Origin of the sequence: Streptomyces ovatisporus (genome assembly GCF_042653885.1) — a bacterium.
GTDB classification, from domain to species: domain Bacteria; phylum Actinomycetota; class Actinomycetes; order Streptomycetales; family Streptomycetaceae; genus Streptomyces; species Streptomyces ovatisporus.
In genome coordinates, this window is the sequence record NZ_JBHSFH010000010.1 from 161,899 (window position 1) to 182,726 (window position 20,828).

Sequence of the window (20,828 nt, forward strand, 5' to 3'; positions counted from 1 at the left end):
CCCCGGCGATATCAGGTCGCCGCCGCTTCCCTCGTCTCGTCGGAAGCGGCGGCTTCGTCCTGCCTGCGCGGGCGCGCTATCCGCGGGTGCCCCGCGTCCCCGTCAGCGCGGCGGCGTGGCTGCGGATCTTCGCCACGACGGCCTGCGGCTGACCGCCGAGGTAGAAGTGGCCACCCGGGAAGACCTCCAACTCGAAGGCGGCGCTGGTGTGTTCGGCCCAGGCGCGGACGTCCTCCAGGGGCGCCTTGCGGTCGCTGTCCCCCACCATGGCGACGACGGGGCACTTCAGGGGCGCCCCGGGAACGTAGCGGTAGGTCTCGGCCGCCTTGTAGTCCTTGCGGAGCGCGGGGAGCACCATGCGGCGTATCTCGGGGTCGTCGAGGAGAGAAGCGTCCGTCCCGTCGAGCGCCCGGATCTCGGCCAGGAAATCCTCGTCGTCCTTGAGGTGGATCTGCTCGTCCCGGTGCCGCGAGGGGGCCCGCCGCCCCGAGACGAACAGCGCGGCCGGGACGAGCCCCTTGTCCTCCATGCGCCGTGCCACTTCGAAGGCGACGGAGGCGCCCATGCTGTGGCCGAAGAGCACCATGGGGAGGTCGGTGAGCGGCCACAGCGAGGAGAAGACCCGGTCGGCCATCTCGCGGATGTCCTCGAGGCACTTCTCCCGCAGCCTGTCCTGCCGTCCCGGATACTGCACCGCGACGACGTCGGCGTCCGGTGACAGTGCCTGCGAGACGGGGTGGAAGTAGCTCGCCGAGCCGCCCGCGTGCGGCAGGCAGACCAGCCGGAACGGAGCGGCCGGCGCCGGGTGGTAGCGCCGTATCCAGGGGTCTGCCGGACCTGCGGCAGTGGTCATGGCCGGTTCCTCTCTGACTGCGGGTGGTGCGGGTGCTGCGGGTGCTGGCCCTGGGTGTACGGCTCGGCGGCGTCCGCTGCGGCAGCCGGGCCGTGGGCGGGGCGCTCACGTCCGTGTGCGCCGGGCCGGTGGGTGCACTCCGCTGCACGCCGGGGGCTTCATCGCGGGAAGACCGGCGCGGCGTGTGGCCGCCGGCGGGCCCGCACGTCCGGTCCGCGTCCCGGTACGGGTGAGCTGCCGGCCCGACACTGGTGGATGCCGGGGACGAAAGCAAGACGGCCGCGGCGGCTCGGCGGCCCCCTCCCGGCGTGGCCGGCGGGCGGCGCGGGCCCTGTCGCCGCTCGGCCACGCGCCGCCCCCGTCCTGTGACGCTCAGTCCCGGCGAGGCTGCCGGCGCGACGAGCGCGACGGCACCACCGTCCGTCCGCCGGACAGGGCGACATACCGGGAGCAATGAAACAATGGAGGTGTTATGGACGTACTGCGCAGGAACAACGTGGTGGTCGAGGGCCGCGCGGGCGGCCCGGTGATCATGCTGGCCAACGGCTTCGGCTGCGATCAGCACATGTGGCGGCTGACGGCCCCCGCACTCGCCGAGGACTTCAAGGTCGTGCGGTTCGACCATGTGGGCACGGGGGGTTCCGAGAAGTCCGCATGGAGTGAGGAGCGCTACTCCTCGCTGGACGGCTACGCCAGGGACGTGCTGGAGATCTGCCACGAACTCGGCCTGGGTCCGGTGGTGTTCGTCGGCCACTCCGTCAGCTCCGTCTTCGGCGTCCTGGCCGCCGGCTGGGAGCCCGAGGCGTTCGAGAAGCTGGTGCTGCTGACGCCCTCCCCGCGCTACATCGACGACTCCGGCTACCGTGGCGGCTTCAGCGCCGAGGACATCGACGAGCTGCTGGAGTCGCTGGACAGCAACTACCTCGGCTGGTCGGCCTCGTTGGCCCCCGTCGTCATGGGAAATCCCGAACGGCCGGACCTGACGGAGGAGTTGACGAACAGCTTCTGCCAGGTCGACCCGGTCGTCGCGCGTGTCTTCGCCCGTGCCACGTTCCTCTCCGACAACCGGGCCGACCTCGCCCGCGTGACGGTGCCGACGAGGGTGATCGAGTGTGCACAGGACGTGATCGCCCCCAGGGAGGTCGGTGCCTTCGTGCACGACGCGATTCCCGGCAGCGAACTCGTCACCCTCGACGCGGTCGGCCACTGCCCGCAGCTGAGCGCCCCTGAACAGACGGCTGAGGCCATCGCCTCTTTCGCAGCCCGTGCCGATGATGAGCGGTGAAGGACAGGGACACGGCGACGACGCCCGCTCCCGAACGGCGCATCTGGCATTCGCCTCGCTGCTGGAGAACAACGCCGAGGATCTTTTCGAGAGGGCGCCCTGCGGATACCTCTTCACGCTGATGGACGGCCAGATCGTGAAGGCCAACCGCACACTGCTGGAGTGGCTGGCCCGTTCACGCGAAGAGGTGGTGGGCCGCATGCGGTTCGCCGACCTGCTCACCGTGGGCGGCAAGCTCTACCACGAGACGCACTACGCGCCTCTGCTCCGCCTGCAGGGTGAAGTGAACGGCATCGCACTGGAGTTGAAAGCAGCGGACGGGACGCGGCTGCCCGTCCTGGTCACCTCGACCGTCATGACCGACAACGAGGAGCACCCCCTGATGGTGCGCACCACGGTCACCGACGCCCGCGACCGCCGCGCCTACGAGACCGAACTGCTGCGTGCCCGCGAAGAGGCCGAGCACGAACGGGAACGCATCCAGCGGCTCGCCACCACGCTGCAGCGCACCCTCGTCCCGCCGCACCTCTCGGCCCCGCCCGGCCTCGACGTCGCCGCGCATTACCACATCGCCTCCCACGACGAAGTCAGCGGCGACTTCTACGACTTGTTCCCGCTCACCGTCGGCGGAACGTGGGGCCTCTTCCTCGGCGACGTGTGCGGCAAGGGCGCCGGCGCCGCAGCCCTGACCTCGCTCGCGCGCTACACCCTGCGTGCCGCGTCGGTCTACGACCCGGACCCCGTCGCGGTCCTGAAGAACCTCAACACCGTGCTGAACACGGAGGATTACGAGAAGGACCCCAGGTTCGCCACCGTCCTCTTCGGCACGCTCACCCCGCAACCGGGCGGATACAGCGCGACGCTGGCCAGTGGAGGCCACCCCAACGCCCTGCTGCTGCGTGCCGACGGGACGGCGGAGTTCGTACCCACGCCCGGGGGCCAGCTCATCGGAGTGCTCGCCGAGCCCGAGATCGCCACGACCACCGTGCAACTGAGCGCCGGAGACACCCTGTTGCTGTACACGGACGGCCTCACCGAGGCGCACACCTCCGCCGGCAGCCGGGACCGCTACGGCGACGAGGCCCTTCTGGACTTCGCCAACGTGCTGGCCCCGTCCACCGCCGAGGACACCGTCACCGCCCTCGCCGAGCTGCTGGACGTCTTCGGGGAGGGCCTCGACGACGACACCGCCCTCATGACCCTGGGCGTGCCTCCGGGGAAGGGCGGAGCGCCGGCCTGAACGTGCCGCCCGACGCTGCGGTCCCGCACAGGACTTCACTCAGCCGGAGGACCGGCCCGCTCGATCCTGCCGAGGTCACGGCCCGCCTGATCGAGCAGCCGGCGCACGGCGCTCTCCGCCGCACCGCTGTCCCCCGCCCGAACCGCCTCAAGAACGGCCTCGTGCGTGGGTACCGGGTCCTGGGGGTCGTGGCCGGAGGCGTGGACGAGTCTGTCGCGGTACGCAAGCCCTGTGGCGATGACCATCTCCATGCGTTCCAGCATCTCGTTGTGCGACGCCCGCAGCAGCGCACGGTGGAAGGCGAGGTCGGCCTCGACTGCCTCCGCGCCGCCTCCCGTCGCCCGTCTCATCGCCTCCAGCGCCGCGTCGAGGGCTGCGAGGTCCTCGTCGTCGCGGCGCTCCGCGGCGAGCCGTGCCGCGGCGGGCTCGACGATGTCCCGGACCTCCCCGAGGTCCCTCAGCAAAGGGTTCCCGGAGCCTGACGCCGGGCCCTCGGCCGCCTCGAACTGCCAGCGCAGCACGTCCGCGTCGAGCAGGTGCCAGTCGGTCCGCGGACGCACGAACGTGCCGCGTTTCTGCCGGGCGTCGACCATGCCCTTGGCAGCGAGCACCTTCAGGGATTCCCGCAACGCCGTGAGGCTGACGCCGAGTTCGGCCTGAAGGGCCCCGAGGTCGAGGGTGTCTCCCTCGCCGACGCGGCCGCTGAGCACCCGGTGTGCGATGGCCTCCACGGTCTGCCCGTGGACCCCGCGCCCCGCGTAACCGGACATGCCTGACCGCCTTCCTCCCGTTGCGGAACGCCCCGTCGCTCCCCGGACCGCGTTCACGCCGAGTACCTCACGACGCGGGCTTCATGAGCGGCCGGCTGCGGCGCTGGGCGGGACGGTCATCGGGATCGTTCCTTCACCGAGGGGCGGCCGATGTGCTCGGCCGCGGTGTCGCGCCGGGGTGGGTGACCGGAGGGTTGACCCCCGCCCGAGCTGCTTCTACGTTAATTCATAATTAATGGATTGAACACGGCTCGGCGTGCGGCAGGAACCGACGACACGAAGGTGCACGGCCACATGAGCGCTGACAGGAAGATCCACTACGGCGGCGACTACAACCCCGAGCAGTGGCCCGAAGAGGTATGGGCCGAGGACACCCGGCTGATGAAGGAAGCCGGCGTCACCATGGTCACGGCGGGGATCTTCTCCTGGGCACGCGTCGAACCCCGCCCGGGTGACTACGACTTCGGCTGGTTCGACCGCGTCATGGACCGCCTCGGCGAGTCCGGGATCCGTGTCTGCCTCGCCACCATGACCGCCTCCCCGCCCCCATGGCTCTCCGCGCTGCATCCCGAGGTGCTGCCGGAGACCGGGGACGGCCGCCGCAGATGGCCCGGCGGCCGCCAGCACTACTGCCCCTCCAGCCCGGTCTACCGCACGTACGCGACCCGCCTCGTGGAGCGCCTCGCGACCCGCTACGCACAGCACCCGGCGCTGGAGATGTGGCACATCGGCAACGAGTTCGGCTGCCACACCCGCCAGTGCCACTGCGACGTCTCCGCCGCCGATTTCCGCCGCTGGCTGCGCACTCGCTACGGCGTCGTCGAGGCCCTCAACGACGCCTGGTCCACGGCGTTCTGGTCACAGCGCTACGACACCTTCGACGAAGTGCTGCCACCCCGGCTCGCTCCGACCTTCGCCAACCCGGCCCAGCAGCTGGACTACTGGCGTTTCAGCGACGACGCGCTGCTCCAGTGCTGCCTGGCCGAGCGTGAGGTGCTGCGCCGCGTCACTCCGGACGTCCCCCTCACGACGAACCTGATGCCGCACCACAAGCCGGTGAACGCCTTCGAGTGGGCGCGGCACCAGGACGTGATGTCGCTGGACTTCTACCAGGACCCCTACGACCCCGGGACGCACCTCACCGCCGCCTTCAACTTCGACCTGATGCGCTCGGCACGGGAGGGGCAGCCCTGGATGCTGCTGGAGCAGGCGCCCGGCGCCGTCAACTGGCGGGCACGCAACAGCCCCAAGCCACCCGGCGCGATGCGGCTCTGGAGCTGGCAGGCCGTCGCCCAGGGCGCCGACGCGGTGCTGTTCTTCCAGTGGCGGCAGTCCCGCGGCGGTGCGGAGAAGTTTCACTCGGCGATGGTGCCGCACGGCGGGACCGACACCCGCATCCACCGCGAAGTCTCGGCACTGGGGCGGGAGTTGGCGTCCGTCCCGGAGATCGCCGGTACGCGCTCCCGTGCGGATGCGGCGCTGCTGACCGACTGGAACAGCTGGTGGGCCCTCGAACTGGACTCCCATCCCTCCGACGCGCTCGACCAGACCCTGATCAACCGCGCGCACCACCGGCCTCTCCTCGAGGCGGGCGTCGCCTGCGACATCATCCCGCCCGGCCGGGCGTTCGGCGGCTACAAGCTCCTGGTCGTACCCAACCTCTACCTGCTGAGCGAGGAGAACGCGGAGCGTCTCGCGGCCTACGTGCACGGCGGCGGACAGCTCCTCGTGTCCTTCTTCTCCGGCATCGTCGACGACTGCGACCGCGTGCACCTCGGCGGGTATCCGGCGCCGCTCAGAGAACTGCTGGGCCTGCGCGTGGAGGAGTTCTGGCCGCTGGACGAGGGCGTGCGCGTGCCGGTGGACGGCCTGCCGGCGGCGGAGCGGTCCGGGACGACGCCGTCTGCCGCGTACGGCGGCGCCGCGGAGGCCGACCTGTGGTCCGAGGCCGTCGAGTTGGAGGGCGCGGAGGCCGTCGCGGTGTTCAGGGGCGGCGAGTTGGCCGGTCGTCCCGCCGTCACCCGGCACAGCTACGGGGCCGGCACCGCCTGGTACGTCGCCACGCGGCTCGAACCCGCCGCTCTGCGCGGCCTGATGGACCACGTGCGGGACGCGGCGGGCGTGTGCCCCGTGCTCGCCGGGCTGCCCGCACGCGTGCAGGCCACAGTCCGCGAGGACGAGGAGCACCGCTTCCTCTTCCTGCTCAACCACGGTGCGGAGGCGGCCGTCGTCGAGCTGCCCGAGCCGATGCGCGACCGGCTGCGGGGGGACGACGCCGGACCCGTCAGCGCGGTGACCCTGCAACCGCGCGGTGTCGCCGTCATGGAGCGCTGACCGCGCGCACCGCCGTCGCGGAGCGCGAGCAGCTGTCCGACAGGCCTGACAAGGAGGTCAGATGCCCGTCCGTAGAAAGGTCCTCACCTGGGGCGCCGCCGCTGCCGCGGCTCCCGCGCTCGCCGCGTGCGGCGAGTCGGCCGGCGCGGCCCGGCTCACCCGGCAGACCAGGCGCAAACCCGGTGAGAAGGCCAGGCTGGTCTTCTGGACGTGGGTGCCGTTGCAGAAGGCCGTCGCCCTGTGGAACAGCAAGCACCCCGACATCCACGTCCAGGTGCAGATCGTGCCCGCCAACACCCAGGGCGGGTACCAGAAGATGCACTCCTCGCTGAAGGCCGGTTCTCCCCCGGACCTCGCTCAGGTCGAGTACTACGCGCTGCCGGAGTTCATGCTCGTCAACGGCCTGACGAATCTCAGCAAGTACGGCGCGGACAGGCTCAAGGGCGGCTACGTCGACTGGCAGTGGAATCAGGGGGTCTTCGACGGCGAGCTGTACGCGATGCCGCAGGGGTCCGGTCCGATGGGCTACTACTACCGCAAGGACCTCTTCGAGCGCTGGGACGTCGAAGCCCCGCGCACCTGGGACGAGTTCCGGCAGGCAGCCGTCAGGATCAAGAAGCGCAGCGGCGGCTCCCGCATCACCTCCTTCCCGCCGAGGAACGCCATGTGGTACGCGGCATTCCCCTGGCAGCGCGGTGCTCGGTGGATCCGGACCGAGGGCGACACCTGGCTCGTCGACATCAACAGCAAGGTCTCGCTCGAAGTGGCCGACTACTGGGACGGCTTGATACGGGACGGCCTGGTCGAGGTCATGCCCGACACCCAGAGCGGCTGGTACCGGGCCATGCAGACCGGCCGGCTGGCGAGCTGGCCGGGCGCCCAGTGGGGCGACGCGCTGCTGCGCGGCAACGCGCCCGGCACGAAGGGGAAATGGCGTGTGACGACGCTCCCCCAGTGGGAGGCGGGCGAGACCGCCTCCGCGAACTGGGGCGGGTCCTCCACCGCCGTCCTCCAGGGCACCCGGTACCCCGCCGAGGCCATCGAGTTCGCGCACTGGCTCAACACCGACCCCGAGAGCATCGATCTGCTCGTCGCCGCCGGGTACGGCTGGCCGGCGGCCCGCATCGACCTGGAGGAGTCCGCGCTGGGCAAGCGCGACCCCTTCTTCGGCGGCCAGCGCTACAACGAGGTCTTCCAGGAGTCGGACAGCCACGTCGACACCTCCTGGAAGTGGGCGCCGACGACCATCCAGTCCTTCGAGCACATCAAGGACGCCTTCGGCCGCGTCACCGCCGGTCACGGCACGCTCGTGGACGCCCTCAACGACGTACAGGGCCGCGTCCTGGACGACTTGCAGGCCAAGGGACTCAAGGCGAGGAGCGCATGATGGCGACACCCTCCGGCCCTGCCGCGGCAGCCGCCTCCACGCCGGGCGCCGGTACCGCGGGCCCGAAGGCGAGTCCGGCCGCGGGCACCGCCCCGCCGCGCACCCGCCCCTCCCCCCGGCCCGACCGCGCCGCGTGGTTCTTCCTCGGCCCCTTCCTCGCCCTCTTCGTCTTCGCCGTCGTGCTGCCGATCGGGTACGCGGTCTATCAGAGCCTGCTGACGGTCGAGCGGCACGGACCACTGGGCCTCGGCGAACCCACGGTCGGCTTCGCGGGCCTGGAGAACTACTCCCTCGCCCTCCAGCAGGCCGACTTCGTGGAGAGCTTCGGCCGCGTGCTGCTCTTCGGCGTCGTCCAAGTGCCGGTGATGCTGCTGCTGGCGCTGGTGCTCGCGCTGCTGCTGGACCGGCTCTCCGACCGCTGGGCAGGTCTGCTGCGCGCCTCGTACTTCCTGCCGTACGGAATCCCGGGCGTCATCGCCACCATCCTGTGGGGGTTCCTCTACGTGCCGGGGATCAGCCCGATCACCGAGGCGCTCGGCACGGCGTCGCCGGACTTCCTCGGCTACGACAACGTGCTGTGGTCGATCGCGAACATCGTCGTCTGGGAGTTCGCCGGCTACAACATGCTGATCATCGTCGCCCAGTTGAAGTCGATCCCGCAGGAGCTGTACGAGGCGGCGAAGATCGACGGTGCCGGGCCCTGGCAGACCGCGCTGAGGATCAAGATTCCCCTGGTCCGCCCGGCGCTGGTCCTCACCTGTGTCTTCTCCATCATCGGCACGATGCAGCTGTTCGCGGAGCCGCTCGTCATCCAGGTGCTCTCCCCCGCGGTGTCCAGCAGCTTCACCCCGAATCTCAGTGCGTACAACGACGCCTTCGCCAACGCCAACGTCCATCTGGCCGCCGCGAAGGCCGTCCTTCTGGCGCTGGTGGCGTGCGCCTTGTCGTTCGGGTTCCTCAGCCTGGTCACCCGCAGGGAAAGGAGCGAGCGGTGAGCCTCACCACGAGCACGACCGGCCCCGAGGAGGCCCGCGCCCCCTCCGCCGCGAAGACCGCCGTGCCGGCCGGGCCCCGCCGGATGCCGGGCCCGGGCCGCATCCTGCTCATCGCCGCGCTGGCCGTCGCCACCGGCTACTTCCTGCTGCCCGTCTACTGGCTGGTCGTCGCCGCCACCAAGTCCACGGGGAAGCTGTACGGCAGCAACGGGCTGTGGTTCGACAGTCCTCAACTGCTGGACAACCTCGGCAAGATCCTCACCTACGACGACCACGTCTATCCGCAGTGGGTGCTCAACTCGCTGCTGTACGCGGGCGTCGGCGCCCTGCTGGCCACGGTGCTGGCGGCAGCGGCGGGCTTCGCGCTCGCCAAGTACCGCTTCCGCGGGCGGGAGGCCGCGTTCAAAGCCGTGCTCGCCGGCGTGCTGCTCCCGCACACCGCCCTGGCTCTTCCGCTCTACCTGCTGTTCAACGAGATCGGCCTGACGAACACCTACTGGTCCGTGCTGATCCCCGGCGTCGTCAGCCCGTTCGGCGTCTATCTGTGCCGCATCTACGCGGAGTCGGCCGTCGAGGACACGCTGCTGGAGGCGGCGCGGGTGGACGGCGCCAACGAGGGGCGGATCTTCTTCGGGCTCGTGCTGCGCATCATGTCGCCGGCCCTGGTGACCGTCTTCCTCTTCCAGTTCGTAGGCATCTGGAACAACTACTTCCTGCCCCTGGTCATGCTCTCCGACGACCGCAAGTACCCCGTCACCCTGGGCCTGACCACCTGGCAGACCGCCGCGGACCGGCTGCCCGAGCTGGTGCAGTACACCATCGGCGGCGCCTTCCTGTCCGTGATCCCCCTGGCGGTCGCCATGCTCGTCCTCCAGCGTTACTGGAGGACGGGTCTGACCGAAGGCAGCATCAAGGGGTGAGGGGAGCCTTCCGCAGTCCCGCCGCCCCCGCACCGTCTGGAGCACCACGTGAAGATCACCCGAGTCGAGACGTTCGCCGTGCCGCCGCGCTGGCTCTTCTGCCGCATCGAGACGGACGACGGTCCGGTCGGCTGGGGCGAACCCGTCGTGGAGGGACGTGCGGAGACCGTACGGGCCGCCGTGCACGAGCTCGCCGAGCAGTTCCTCGTCGGCGCCGACCCCTCACGCATCGAGGACCTGTGGCAGCTGATGAGCAAGGGCTCCTTCTACCGCGGCGGGCCCGTGCTCTCCAGCGCGGTCGCCGGCATCGACCAGGCACTGTGGGACATCGCCGGCAAGTCGCTCGGCGCACCCGTGCACCAGCTGCTCGGCGGCCCCGTACGGGAGCGGGCACGCGCCTACTGCTGGGTGGGCGGTGACGAACCGGCCCAGGTGCGCGACCAGGTCGCAGCGCAGGTGGACGCCGGATTCACCGCGGTGAAGATGAACGCCTCCGGCCGCATGAACCCGCTGCCGAATCTCGCAGAGCTGGACGAGGTCGCGGCGAGGGCGGAGGCCGCACGTGAAGTCCTCGGCCCCGAGGGGGACTTCGCGGTCGATTTCCACGGACGGTTCTCGACCGCCGGTGCCGTCAGGGCAGCAGGCGTGCTGGAGCCGTACGCCCCGATGTTCGTCGAGGAGCCCGTGCTGCCCGAGTACACGCATCTCATCCGGCGGGTGACGGACTCGACGCGGCTGCCGGTGGCCACCGGCGAGCGGCTCTTCTCCCGCACCGAGGCCCTTCCGGCGCTGCAGGCCGGGATCGCCGTGCTGCAGCCCGACCTGTCCCACGCGGGAGGCATCTCGGAGTGCCGGCGCATCGCCTCGCTGGCCGAGACCTTCGACGTGACCGTCGCGCCGCACTGCCCGCTGGGTCCCCTCGCCCTGGCAGCGTCCCTCCAACTCGCTTTCTGCACACCGAACTTCCTCATCCAGGAGCAGTCGATCGGCATCCACTACAACAAGGGCGCCGAGCTTCTCGACTACGTCGCCGACCGCTCCGTCTTCCGCTTCCACGACGGCCATCTGCCGCGGCCCACAGGGCACGGGCTGGGTGTCGAGATCGACGAGAAGGCAGTACGGAAGGCGGACGGCTCGGCGAAGAGCTGGCACAACCCGGTCTGGCGCCACCGCGACGGCTCGTTCGCGGAGTGGTGAGCCGTCGCCCCACCCTGGGCGCGGCACTCCGGCGCGTCACCGGTGAGCCGCCTCCAGGGTGAGCACGGCGTCCTCGTCCGCCGTGACCCGGACGCCGAAGTCACGGCTGATGTCCCCGAGTACGGCACGCAGCCATTCGACGTCCGCCGCGGGAGCGTGGTGCAGCCGCAGCCGGCTCGCCCGGAAGGGCGCCGCGCGCAGCCGTGCCAGCCGGCCCGTCTCCGCCTCGACCGTGGCGAGGTACAGCAGCCGCAGGTCGTCCCGGTACTGCTCGAAGCCCGAGATGCCCTCGTAGTCGTCGATGAAGTCGCCGCAGCCGTAGAGCACGAGCTTGCCCCGGTAGACCTCGACGGGACGGGGGTGGTGCGAGGAGTGGCCGTGCACGACGTCCACACCGCCGCCGTCGATGAGCGCGTGCGCGAACCGGGTCTGCTCGTGGGGCACTTCGTAACCCCAGTTGGAGCCCCAGTGCACAGAGACGACCACGACGTCGCCGGGACGCCTCAACCTCCGTACGCGGCGCGACACTTCGGCGGCCGAGCTGTCCGACAGGACGGCCACGAGGTCGACGCCCGGCCGGTCCTCCGTCGCCGCCCAGGAGCCGGGGACTCCGCTCGACGGGGTGCCCATCGCGAAGGTCAGCACCCGGCGCCGCCGTCCGCCGCCTGCGAGCGGCACCACGGCGGGACTCCGCGCCTGCTCCAGGTCCCGTCCCGCCCCCGCCGTTCGCAGCCCGGCACCGGCGAGGACGTCGAGCGTCTCCTCCAGACCGGGTACGCCGAAGTCCATCACGTGGTTGTTGGCCAGCACGCACACGTCCGGACGGGCGGCCGCGAGGCAGGGCACGTTGGCAGGGGCCATCCGGTAGTGGATGCCCTTGCCGGGGGCGAACGCCTCGCTGGACGTCACGCTGGTCTCCAGGTTCACCACCCGGACGTCGGGACAGAACGCGTCCAGCGTCTGCAAGGCGTCCCCCCAGGGCCAGAGGAAGCCGGCCGGAGCGGGGACCGGGCCGCTGCGCGCCTCCGCGAGGCGGACGTAGTCGCCCGCGTGCCGGGTGTGGCCCTCCCGCAGCTCGGGACGCCCGGGGTGGGGCAGGATCTGGTCGACGCCGCGGCCGAGCATCACGTCACCGCACAGGGACAAAGTCACCGATTCACCACTCATCGCCGCAATATATGCGGCCGGTGGTCACCTTCGGGGTTCCAGGCGGCCGGTGCCCGAACAGGATTTCCCGGCAGTTCCACGGCCCGGCGCAGGCCCGTGGGGGTGTCCCGTGCACGGATGCCGGAGGCGAAGGCGGACGCGGACCCGTGCCCCGCCGCGTCAGGAGGCAGCGGCCTGCGCCGGGCCGTCCTCCGAGCGGCGCAGCTCGTCGTTGACGCGGTGGGCCTCCTCGAGCTGGTCCTCCAGGGCGATGATGCGGCAGGCCGCCTCGATCGGGGTGCCGTTGTCGACGAGTTCCCGGGCACGGGCGGCGAGCCGCAGCTGATGGCGGGAGTACCGGCGGTGGCCGCCCTCGGAACGCAGGGGGACGACCAGACGGGCGTCGCCGAGGGCGCGGAGGAAGGCGGGGGTGGCCCCGATCATCTCCGCGGCACGGCCCATGGTGTAGGCGGGATAGTCGTCGTCATCGAGACGGTCGGTGAACTGCGAGGGATTCTCTGCGGGCACTTGCACCTCTTCCTGGACGCGTCGAGGGGCCCCGGTGCCGAACGGCACCGGGGCCCCGAGGGGTTTCAACACCATCTGCCGGCTGTGCGAGCCGGCTCTTGAGTTACCGCATACAGGCCGGACGGCCGGAATGCGGGGATCGCGGTTGCTGGACCGAGGACCACCTTCCAATCCGGGGTCTGCGGTACCCGGGCGCTCAGCGAACTTTCCCGGGCGATCCCGATGGCGTCTGACTCCTCTCTCCTTTGTTGATCTTCTTCGAACGGGTACTGCTCGGACAACAGGGATGCACGGCAGCCTCTCCAGGCCGCCCAGTGCGGCAACCAACGGCGGAGCCCCGGGGGATCTCGTGCCGGCTCCGTCGTTCCACTGCCGCACCGTTCACTGCTCGTGGCAGTTCGTCCTCTGCCACGCTCTCTGACTCCTTCGACGACAGCAGGAACTCTACCCCTGCGGTGCGGCAATGTCTATCTTCGCCGCTGTAGATTTCCGCCTCCGTGCGGGGGAGGTAAGTCCGTGGCCGCTGACCTGGCGCGGCGCCGCACCGCGGCCGCCCCTTTCGGCGGCCGGGGACGCGGGTGCGGGAGGGGCGGAGCCGTCACGGGATTGCTCAGCCGCTGCTAAAACCCCACCGCCGCCGGCCGCGGCAACCTAGCGTGAGGACCCCGACTCACCCACCGAGGGACCAGATGATGCGTGCCGCTCGAACTCGTGCCGTCCTCACCGCCCTGCTCCTCACGGGCACCCTCGCCGTGACCGGCTGCGGCTCGGGGGACGACGGCCCCGCCCCGGCGGACAAGGCGAAGCCGGAGAAGCCGGCCGAGGAGACCGACGCCGGAGCGCCGGAGAAGGACGCGCCGGAGGGCGTCGCACCGGGAGAGAAGGCGCCCGACGGCGCCCCGGCCACTCTCCAGTTCGCCGGATCGACCGTCGACGGGAAGTCCTTCAAGGGCAAGACGCTCGCCGGCAAGCCGGCCGTGCTGTGGTTCTGGGCGCCCTGGTGCGGTACGTGCAAGGGCCAGGCCGCGCAGACGGCGAAGCTCGCCGACAAGTACAAGGGCAAGGTGAACTTCGTCGGCATCGCCGGGCTGGACAAGACCGAGCCCATCCGCGGCTTCGTCAGCTCCCAGAAGGTCGGCAACTTCCCGCACCTGAACGACCAGAAGGGCAGCGTCTGGAAGAAGTTCGGAATCGCGCAGCAGAGTTCGTACGTCATGCTCGACGAGAAGGGCAAGAAGGTGCACGCCGGCGCCCCCACGGGACCCAGTGAACTGGACAAGCTCGTCTCCGGCCTCGCCGGCTGACGCCGCCGGCCGCCGATGACCGATCTCCCCCTCGCCCTCGCGCTGACCGCGGGCATGCTCGCGGCGGTGAATCCCTGCGGCTTCGCGCTCCTGCCGGCGTACCTCTCACTCCTCGTACTGGGTGAGGACTCCCCCACCAGGGGGGCGGCCCTCGGCAGGGCGGTGGCGGCGACCGTCGCCATGACCCTGGGGTTCGCCGGTGTCTTCGGCGTCTTCGGACTCGTGGTGGCACCTGTGGCGAGCCAGGTGCAGCAGCATCTGCCGTGGTTCACCGTCTTCTTCGGGCTCGTCCTCGCGGGCGCCGGGGCCTGGCTCCTCGCGGGGCGTGAACTGCCGTCGCTCGCACCCAAGTTGCGCCGCGCCCCCGGTGTGAGCCGCTCACTTCCGTCCATGGCGCTGTTCGGCGGGGCATACGCCGTCGCCTCGCTCGGCTGCACCATCGCACCGTTCCTCGCGATCGTGGTCTCCGCGTTCCGCAGCGGGTCCACCGGTCAAGGGCTGCTGCTCTTCGGTGCGTACGCGGCCGGGATGGGCGCGATCGTCGGCGCCGCGGCAGTGGCCGTGGCGCTGACGCGCACCGCCACGGTGGGCCGGCTGCGCGGGCTGGGGGCGGTCGCCTCCCGGCTCGGCGGCGGCCTGCTGCTCCTCGTCGGCGCGTACACCGCCTACTACGGCTGGTACGAGATCCGCGTGTTCGGCGGAGGAGACACCGCCGACCCGGTGGTCGACACCGCCGGGACCCTCCAGAGGTCGCTCGCGAACGGCCTGGAACAGCTCGGAATGCCGGTGATCGGGGTGGTGTTCGTCGTTCTGCTGGGCGCGGCCGTGCTCGTGCTGAGGTACCGGCCGCGGCGCTCGGGCCGGTGACACCCGCATCCGGTGGGCCTCAGCGCTCCCCGCGCTTCGCCGCGCCACGCCGGAGCCGGGCCCGTACGGCGCGCTGGGCGACCGGGCCCAGCTCCTCCAGGACCTCGGCCAGGCCGGCCAGTTGCTCCAGCGCGTCCAGAGCCCCGGCCGCGCCCCGCGGGTCCACGCCTTCGTAGAGCTCCAGCCCGACGAAGGCCGACGCGAGCGCGCGGGCGAGCCCGGCGGCGTCCGTGAACTCGGCGACGGGTGACCCCGCGAGTACGCGTGTGAGCACCCGCTCGATCTCTTCGATCCACAGGGCGAGTCCGGCGGCCGTCGCCGGAGCGAGCCGTGGATGGGTCTGGGCGCCGGCCAGCAGCTGGGCGAGGACGGCCACGTGACCGCCGGCGCGCTCCTGCGCGTGCAACTCCCGGCCGAGTTCCAGGAGTTCGGCCAGACTGCCCACCGCGGCGAATCGCTTGCGGTAGAGCGCGACCCGCTGCTCCGCGCCGAACCGGCAAGCTGCGGCGAGGAGTTCGTCGACACTGCCGAAGTGGTAGAAGACCAGGGCCTGGTTCACCCCGGCCGCGGCCGCGATGGTGCGTGCGGAGGTCTTGGCGATCCCCTGCTCGACGACCGTGCGCAGCGCCCCCGCGAGCAGTTTCCCGCGCGTCTCCTCGCTCACGCCCGCGCCTCCTCGCGCAGGGGCCGCAGCCCGGCGCGGACGCCCCGCTCAGTGACGTCCGCGTACTCGGCCGCGAACGAGCCCTCGTAGCCGAAGAGCGGGCCGAACCGGCGGTTGCCGACGTGCACTTGGATACGGAACCGGCCGGCCTTCTCGTCGTAGGACTCGCGCACCACGGCATCGCCCGCGAGGAGTTCCGGTACGCGGACGTCCACGGGCCCCTCCCGGAAGCGGTGTTCGCCGGAGCGGATGACGAGGGCGCCGGCACCGTCCACTTCGAGGTGCAGGTCCGTGGCCAGGTGCTGGTGGGTGCCGAGGTAGTCGACGATGCAGCCGCGCTCCGCGCTGTGGACCATGGTGGCGTCGAAACGGCGTGCGCGGCGCGGGAATTCGAAGGTCCGCACGAAGGTGACGGTCTCGCGCCCGTAGGAGTCCCGGTAGGGGAAGTTCTCGATGGTGAAGGGGATGTCCCGGCCGGCCTCCGGCACCAGGATGTTGCGGCTGCCGCCCAGCGCCAGGAACGGGCGGACGAAGCCACGTCCGTGCCAGATGCGGTCCATCCTGCCCCGGCCGATGCACGCCCTGCCGCTGCCGAGACCGACGGAGAAGCGCCGCCGGATCTCGGGGTGGAGACGCGCGAAGTCGGCGGCGCCGAGAGCCTGTTGGAAGATGCTGGTCATGGCTTCTCCAGTGCCGTGAGGAGGGCGGTGGGGGCGGCTGTGCTCGCTCGGTCCGCCGTGCCCGCGGAGCGCGCCGGCGGGCGGCGCAGGCAGCGGCGAGCGGCAGGAGTGCGGCGCGACGGCGGCAGCAGCGACGCGAGCGCGACGGCGGCGAGCACGGCCGGAACGGCGTGTGCCGCCGCCGGTCCGGGCAGGGTGCCGGTGAAGGCGAGGGACGTCGTGCCGAGGACGGCGGCGAGGCGTACGGACACCTCCGCGAGGGCGTACCGCATCGACCGCTCGGGCGTGATTCCGTGTTCGCACCACAGGCGCAGCCGGTCGAAGGACCAGGCCGTCGCCCAGCCCATGAGCGGCCGGAGGACGAGCCGGTCGGCGACCCGGCCGAAGCGCCCCCAGCGTGGCCGGTAGTCGTAGCCGGTCAGGAAACGGAGCGCGTCGCCGTCGGGGACGTACCGCCAGTAGCCACGGCCCTCCTCGATGAACGAGAGCGGGTGGGCGGACGCGAAGCGGAGGGCGGAGGTGCGGGTGCCGCCCGGCCGGTTCTGCTCCCCGGCCGAGATGCCGGTGCCGGAGACGGTGAGTCCCGGCAGGACGCGTGTGGCGTAGCGGAAGCGCCGCGGCGCACCCGGCTCGCCCGGAAGCAGCTCGATCTCCCCGAACCGCAGGTCCCAGCGCTGGTGCAGTTCCGGGGACTGGCTGCGGTCCCACACCGTTCCGGTACCGGCCCGGATGCGCGCCTCGACGTACAGCCGCATCGGAGCCCCCTTCCCATCGATTTGAGCGTCTGCTCAAACTACACGGGAATTGAGCACTCGCTCAAGACCGGGCGCACGGCGGGCGTCAGTCGCAGAGCGTGAGAGAAAAGGGGAGGGGCCGCCGACGGCCCGTCCCCCCACGGGGTTCCGGTGCGGCCGGCGGCTCCTGCCGCGGTGCGGCGCCGGGCGGTGCGGTGCGGCGCGGTGCGGAATTCGCCCGGCCCGGCCGTCAGTTCTCGGGGCGGTTCCCCTTCGCCGGTGCGGCGAGGACGGAGTGGCGCCGCCCGTAGAAGAAGTAGATCGCCAGGCCCAGGGCCAGCCACACCGCGAAGCGCAGCCAGGTGAAGACGTCGAGGTTCGACATCAGGTAGAGGCAGGCGAGGGCGGTGACGACCGGCAGCCACGGCGACAGCGGAACCCGGAAGGGCCGCTCCAGCTCGGGCCTCCTGCGGCGCAGCAGCGGCACGGCCAGAGCGACGATCAGGAAGCCCGAGAGGGCACCGATGCTGACCATGTCGGCGAGTTCGGAGATCGGCACGAACCCGGCAAACACCATGATCAGGACAGCGATCGCGATCGTCATGCGGTGCGGAGTGCCCCAGCGGGGGTGGACCTCGGAGAACCGGCGCGGCAGCAGACCGTCGCGGCTCATCGCGAAGCCGATACGGCCGAGAGTGACGAGTTCGACCATCATCACGGACGTCAGTCCGCTGATGGCGCCCAGTCCGACGAGCACACCCACCCAGGGGGCGCCTGCCGACTGGAACGCCGCCGAGATGGGCGCGCCCTCGTCGATCTCCCGGTAGTCGACCATCGCGTTGAGCACGAAGGAGACGGCGACGTACAGGACGGTGCAGACGGCGAGGCTGCCGATCAGACCGCGCGGCAGGTCGCGCTTCGGGTTCTTCGTCTCCTCGCCGAGGTTGGCCAGCGCCTCGAATCCGGTGTAGGCGAAGAAGACGACGGCTGCCGCGGTGAGTACACCGCCGATGCCGAAGACCGACTGCTCCAGTCCCGCGACGGCCTGGATCAGGGGCTGGTCGACGATGCTCGCACTGGACTCCGCGGGCCTGGCAGGCGGGACGAAGGGGTCGAGGTTGGCGCCGCGTACGAAGAAGAGCCCCGCGACGACGATCAGCACGCACACCGAGACCTTGACGACGACGAGCGCGTTGGTGACGCGCGAGGACCCGCGGATGCCCGTGACCGCGACCACGGTGAGCACGGCGATGATGACGACCGCCCCGATGTTGACCGTGGCCTGCTCACCGAACCATTCCGCGGGCAGGTTGAGGAGGTTGGCGACGTAGCCGGACCAGCTGCGGGAGACGACCGCGGCCCCGAGCGCGAATTCCAGCAGCAGGTCCCAGCCGATGATCCAGGCGAAGAGTTCCCCGAGTGTGGCGAACGCGTAGGTGTAGGCGCTGCCCGCCGTGGGGACGGCGGAGGCGAGTTCGGCGTAGCACAGCGCCGCCAGGGCTGCGACGGCACCGGCGATGACGAAGGAGACGACGACCGCCGGACCGGCGTGCTGCTTCGCCTCCACGCCGACCAGAGTGAAGATTCCGGTTCCGATGATCACTCCGACGCCGAAACCTGCCAGCGCCGTCGCCGACAGGGTGCGTTTCAGAGTGTTCTGTCGGCTCCGGTCGAGTACGTCGTCGACCGGCATCCTGCGCAGTACGTCCATCGGCCTTTCTCGTTCTGCCCGGGGTCCCGGCGCTGTCGGAGTCACGCTGAGCGTGCCGGCGCGGACGCCGCCGGGACGCCCGTCACGCCGCTCGGTTCCCGTTCAGCTCCCGCTCAGTTCCACGGAACGGCTGCGTTGCGGCCGCACGGGCGTCGATCACGCTGCCGCACGCCCGTCTGCCCGGGAGCAGCGGGATGATGCCCGTGACTTCGGTCGCACCATGCGGCGATCCCCCGTCAGGGTGTGTGCGCCCGGGGCCGTGCCCGGTGCCTCACTCCCGTACGAGGCGGGCCCGCTGGAGCGTCGCGACCGCGACTCCGGCCCGGCGGGCCCGCTGCACCGCGAACAGCGCGGCGCCGCCCGCGAAGACGGCCAGCAGGGGCTCCACCAGCAGCAGGCCCGTACCGACCAGGAGGCAGGCCCCGGCGAGCACCTTCCACTGCCCTCTCGAGGTGCGGTAGCCGTCCAGGGAGCGGTCGGCCTCCGCTGCTTCGACACCGAGGGCGGCGGACTGCGGGGCTGCCGCGTCCGGCGGGCCGGCCGACGCGGCTCGCCCGGCGGCGGTCCTCGCCTCGTGCACGGCCAGCCATGCGTTGACGGCGGCGGCGGCGAGGAAGACCACCCCCCAGACGGTCGCGCCCTGCGCCGTCCGTACGGCGGCGAGCCCGAGGAAGCCCGCGCCGAGGACGGCGTAACGCCAGTGCACCTGCCCGGTCACGAGATGACCTCCGCGTAGGAGAGCATCGCGATCACTCCGCACACGGTGAGGAAGACCGAGCCGGCGGCGACCAAGGCGCGCAGCAGCGTCGACATCCGGTACTCCTGCGGCATGTTGACCTTGTCGACGTAGAGGAGTCCCGCGCCGTAGATGCCGCAGGCGAAGACGCCGCCGACGATGGAGGCGGGGGTGATCAGGTCGACGAAGCTGGCACCGGAGGCGATCATCAGCAGCGCGCCGATGCCGGTCCACGCGTAGACGAAGGGCCGGATGCCCCGCTGGCCGCGGGTGCGGACCTTCTTCGACACGGCCGCCAGGCTCTCGTACGTGGTCCACGAGTACGCCTCCCACACCGCGTAGATGGTGCCGAAGAGGACCATCACGATGGCGACGGCGTAGAAGTACTCGAACATCGGGGCGACCGAGGCGAGGAACTGCGACTGGTGGGTCAGCACGTCGTTGCCCTCGGGCACCTGCTGCTTCTCACCGAGTATCGCCGCGCCGTTGATCATGAATGCCGCGGCGATGATGCCGAGGGCGAGGAAGGCGGCCAGCATGTCGAACAGCGGGGCGCGGCTCCAGGCTCGGGCCTTCGCCACTTCCCCGGGTTCCGTGGAGAGCGGTATGCGGTCGCGGGCCTCCATCGCGGCGAGCCGGTCGCCTATCGCGTCGATCTCGCGGTGGCCGAGCATGCCCCACTTCTTCTCGCGCAGCATGCCGGTGTAGCCGATGTAGTCGTACATGCCGCCGCCGAGGCCGCCCATGAAGACGACCAGTTCGACCCAGACCGAAGTCGAGACGATGTCGGGGTACTTGTCGGCCACGAACGGGGCGTAGTCGAAGTCGCCCGGCACCAGGCCGCCGAGTACGCCGAGCCAGTCGGGCTGTGCGACGAAGACGGCGATCAGCACGAGCACCACCATCAGACCGGCGATGGCGACCTGCACCTTCTCCAGCACGGTGTACCCGCCGACCCACGACAGGAGCGCACCGAAGAGCAGCAGACCGGCCGCGAAGAAGGTCCCGTCGCCCGCTCCCATCGACTCCAGGAAGTCGCCGAGCGCGACGGCGACGCCGCTCGCCCAGCCCGGGAACGACATCAGGCAGATCAGCGCGAGCAGCACGGGGAACCAGCCCCGTGGGCCCGGCAGCACCTTGGCGAATCTCGCCATGGGGTGCTCGCCGGTCAGGGTGATGTGCCGGTTGGACGCGTAGACGAGGGCGCCCTTGGCGACCGAACCGACCAACACGGCCCACAGCACGGCGTAGCCGAAGACGGCGCCCTCGCGGGAGGCGAGGATCGATTCGCCGCTGCCGATGGTCAGGGAGGCGATGATCGCGCCGGGGCCGAAGAACTTCAGCGCCGTGACGAGAGTGACTCGCCGTTGTCGCAGCCCTGTCGGCGGCTCCGGCAGCCGCAGAGCGGCGTCCTCGATACGGCCGGATTCTTCAGTGCTCATGTCATTCCCGCATATCCTATAGGATACTTCCGGTA

The 20,828-nt window shown here is 71.0% G+C and carries 19 protein-coding genes; 9 read left to right on the plus strand and 10 right to left on the minus strand.

Annotated features, from left to right (window positions below; genetic code table 11):
* Positions 1-76 precede the first annotated feature (76 nt).
* Positions 77-853 (minus strand): thioesterase II family protein, encoded by a 777-nt coding sequence (locus ACFPA8_RS18450; protein WP_386449842.1) that lies wholly within the window; start codon positions 851-853, stop codon positions 77-79.
* Positions 854-1,325: 472 nt separating this feature from the next.
* Between ACFPA8_RS18450 and ACFPA8_RS18455 the strand changes: the two genes are divergently transcribed.
* Both ACFPA8_RS18455 and ACFPA8_RS18460 read left to right on the plus strand, forming a co-directional pair.
* A complete protein-coding gene (locus ACFPA8_RS18455) occupies positions 1,326-2,138 on the plus strand; it encodes an alpha/beta fold hydrolase (RefSeq protein WP_386449844.1) in 813 nt (270 codons plus the stop codon).
* Complete coding sequence (locus ACFPA8_RS18460) at positions 2,128-3,378, plus strand: PP2C family protein-serine/threonine phosphatase (protein WP_386449846.1); 1,251 nt, start codon at positions 2,128-2,130, stop codon at positions 3,376-3,378. Before ACFPA8_RS18455 ends, ACFPA8_RS18460 begins: the two co-directional genes overlap by 11 nt.
* A 35-nt stretch (positions 3,379-3,413) precedes the next feature.
* Here ACFPA8_RS18460 and ACFPA8_RS18465 read toward each other — a convergent pair whose 3' ends face one another.
* Positions 3,414-4,148, minus strand: a complete 735-nt coding sequence (locus ACFPA8_RS18465; protein ID WP_386449848.1) for a FadR/GntR family transcriptional regulator — start codon at positions 4,146-4,148, stop codon at positions 3,414-3,416.
* Between the two features lie 294 nt (positions 4,149-4,442).
* Between ACFPA8_RS18465 and ACFPA8_RS18470 the strand changes: the two genes are divergently transcribed.
* From ACFPA8_RS18470 to dgoD, 5 genes are all read left to right on the plus strand, one after another.
* Positions 4,443-6,482: a beta-galactosidase gene (locus ACFPA8_RS18470; protein ID WP_386449850.1), complete on the plus strand. Its 2,040-nt coding sequence runs from the start codon at positions 4,443-4,445 to the stop codon at positions 6,480-6,482.
* Positions 6,483-6,543: 61 nt separating this feature from the next.
* Positions 6,544-7,869 carry an ABC transporter substrate-binding protein gene (locus tag ACFPA8_RS18475; protein ID WP_386449852.1) on the plus strand — a complete coding sequence of 442 codons (1,326 nt, stop codon included), beginning with the start codon at positions 6,544-6,546 and terminating at the stop codon, positions 7,867-7,869.
* A complete protein-coding gene (locus ACFPA8_RS18480) occupies positions 7,869-8,864 on the plus strand; it encodes a carbohydrate ABC transporter permease (RefSeq protein ID WP_386449854.1) in 996 nt (331 codons plus the stop codon). The genes ACFPA8_RS18475 and ACFPA8_RS18480 overlap by 1 nt, the downstream gene beginning before the upstream one ends.
* On the plus strand, positions 8,861-9,784 hold the full coding sequence (locus tag ACFPA8_RS18485; RefSeq protein WP_386449856.1) for a carbohydrate ABC transporter permease: 924 nt from the start codon (positions 8,861-8,863) through the stop codon (positions 9,782-9,784). The genes ACFPA8_RS18480 and ACFPA8_RS18485 overlap by 4 nt, the downstream gene beginning before the upstream one ends.
* A gap of 48 nt (positions 9,785-9,832) precedes the next feature.
* Positions 9,833-10,981, plus strand: coding sequence for a galactonate dehydratase (dgoD, locus tag ACFPA8_RS18490; RefSeq protein ID WP_386449858.1), 1,149 nt, complete (start codon positions 9,833-9,835; stop codon positions 10,979-10,981).
* Between the two features lie 36 nt (positions 10,982-11,017).
* Here dgoD and ACFPA8_RS18495 read toward each other — a convergent pair whose 3' ends face one another.
* Both ACFPA8_RS18495 and ACFPA8_RS18500 read right to left on the minus strand, forming a co-directional pair.
* Positions 11,018-12,148 carry a CapA family protein gene (locus ACFPA8_RS18495; RefSeq protein ID WP_386449860.1) on the minus strand — a complete coding sequence of 377 codons (1,131 nt, stop codon included), beginning with the start codon at positions 12,146-12,148 and terminating at the stop codon, positions 11,018-11,020.
* Between the two features lie 159 nt (positions 12,149-12,307).
* Positions 12,308-12,655 (minus strand): MerR family transcriptional regulator, encoded by a 348-nt coding sequence (locus tag ACFPA8_RS18500; RefSeq protein WP_386449862.1) that lies wholly within the window; start codon positions 12,653-12,655, stop codon positions 12,308-12,310.
* A gap of 692 nt (positions 12,656-13,347) precedes the next feature.
* Between ACFPA8_RS18500 and ACFPA8_RS18505 the strand changes: the two genes are divergently transcribed.
* Both ACFPA8_RS18505 and ACFPA8_RS18510 read left to right on the plus strand, forming a co-directional pair.
* Positions 13,348-13,959, plus strand: a complete 612-nt coding sequence (locus ACFPA8_RS18505) for a redoxin family protein (RefSeq protein WP_386449864.1) — start codon at positions 13,348-13,350, stop codon at positions 13,957-13,959.
* A gap of 15 nt (positions 13,960-13,974) precedes the next feature.
* Positions 13,975-14,826 carry a cytochrome c biogenesis CcdA family protein gene (locus ACFPA8_RS18510; protein ID WP_386449865.1) on the plus strand — a complete coding sequence of 284 codons (852 nt, stop codon included), beginning with the start codon at positions 13,975-13,977 and terminating at the stop codon, positions 14,824-14,826.
* 19 nt (positions 14,827-14,845) lie between these two features.
* Here ACFPA8_RS18510 and ACFPA8_RS18515 read toward each other — a convergent pair whose 3' ends face one another.
* The 6 genes from ACFPA8_RS18515 to ACFPA8_RS18540 all read right to left on the minus strand — a co-directional run bounded on the left by ACFPA8_RS18515 (position 14,846) and on the right by ACFPA8_RS18540 (position 20,793).
* Positions 14,846-15,490 carry a TetR/AcrR family transcriptional regulator gene (locus ACFPA8_RS18515; RefSeq protein WP_386449867.1) on the minus strand — a complete coding sequence of 215 codons (645 nt, stop codon included), beginning with the start codon at positions 15,488-15,490 and terminating at the stop codon, positions 14,846-14,848.
* Positions 15,487-16,170: a DUF4166 domain-containing protein gene (locus ACFPA8_RS18520; RefSeq protein WP_386449869.1), complete on the minus strand. Its 684-nt coding sequence runs from the start codon at positions 16,168-16,170 to the stop codon at positions 15,487-15,489. Before ACFPA8_RS18520 ends, ACFPA8_RS18515 begins: the two co-directional genes overlap by 4 nt.
* Positions 16,167-16,925, minus strand: coding sequence for a hypothetical protein (locus ACFPA8_RS18525; RefSeq protein ID WP_386449871.1), 759 nt, complete (start codon positions 16,923-16,925; stop codon positions 16,167-16,169). Before ACFPA8_RS18525 ends, ACFPA8_RS18520 begins: the two co-directional genes overlap by 4 nt.
* 229 nt (positions 16,926-17,154) lie before the next feature.
* A complete protein-coding gene (locus tag ACFPA8_RS18530; protein ID WP_386449873.1) occupies positions 17,155-18,615 on the minus strand; it encodes an amino acid permease in 1,461 nt (486 codons plus the stop codon).
* 271 nt (positions 18,616-18,886) lie between these two features.
* Complete coding sequence (locus ACFPA8_RS18535; protein ID WP_386449875.1) at positions 18,887-19,333, minus strand: hypothetical protein; 447 nt, start codon at positions 19,331-19,333, stop codon at positions 18,887-18,889.
* The gene (locus ACFPA8_RS18540; RefSeq protein ID WP_386449876.1) at positions 19,330-20,793 is read right to left on the minus strand and encodes an Nramp family divalent metal transporter; all 1,464 of its coding nucleotides are present in this window, start codon (positions 20,791-20,793) and stop codon (positions 19,330-19,332) included. Before ACFPA8_RS18540 ends, ACFPA8_RS18535 begins: the two co-directional genes overlap by 4 nt.
* Between the last annotated feature and the right edge of the window lie 35 nt (positions 20,794-20,828).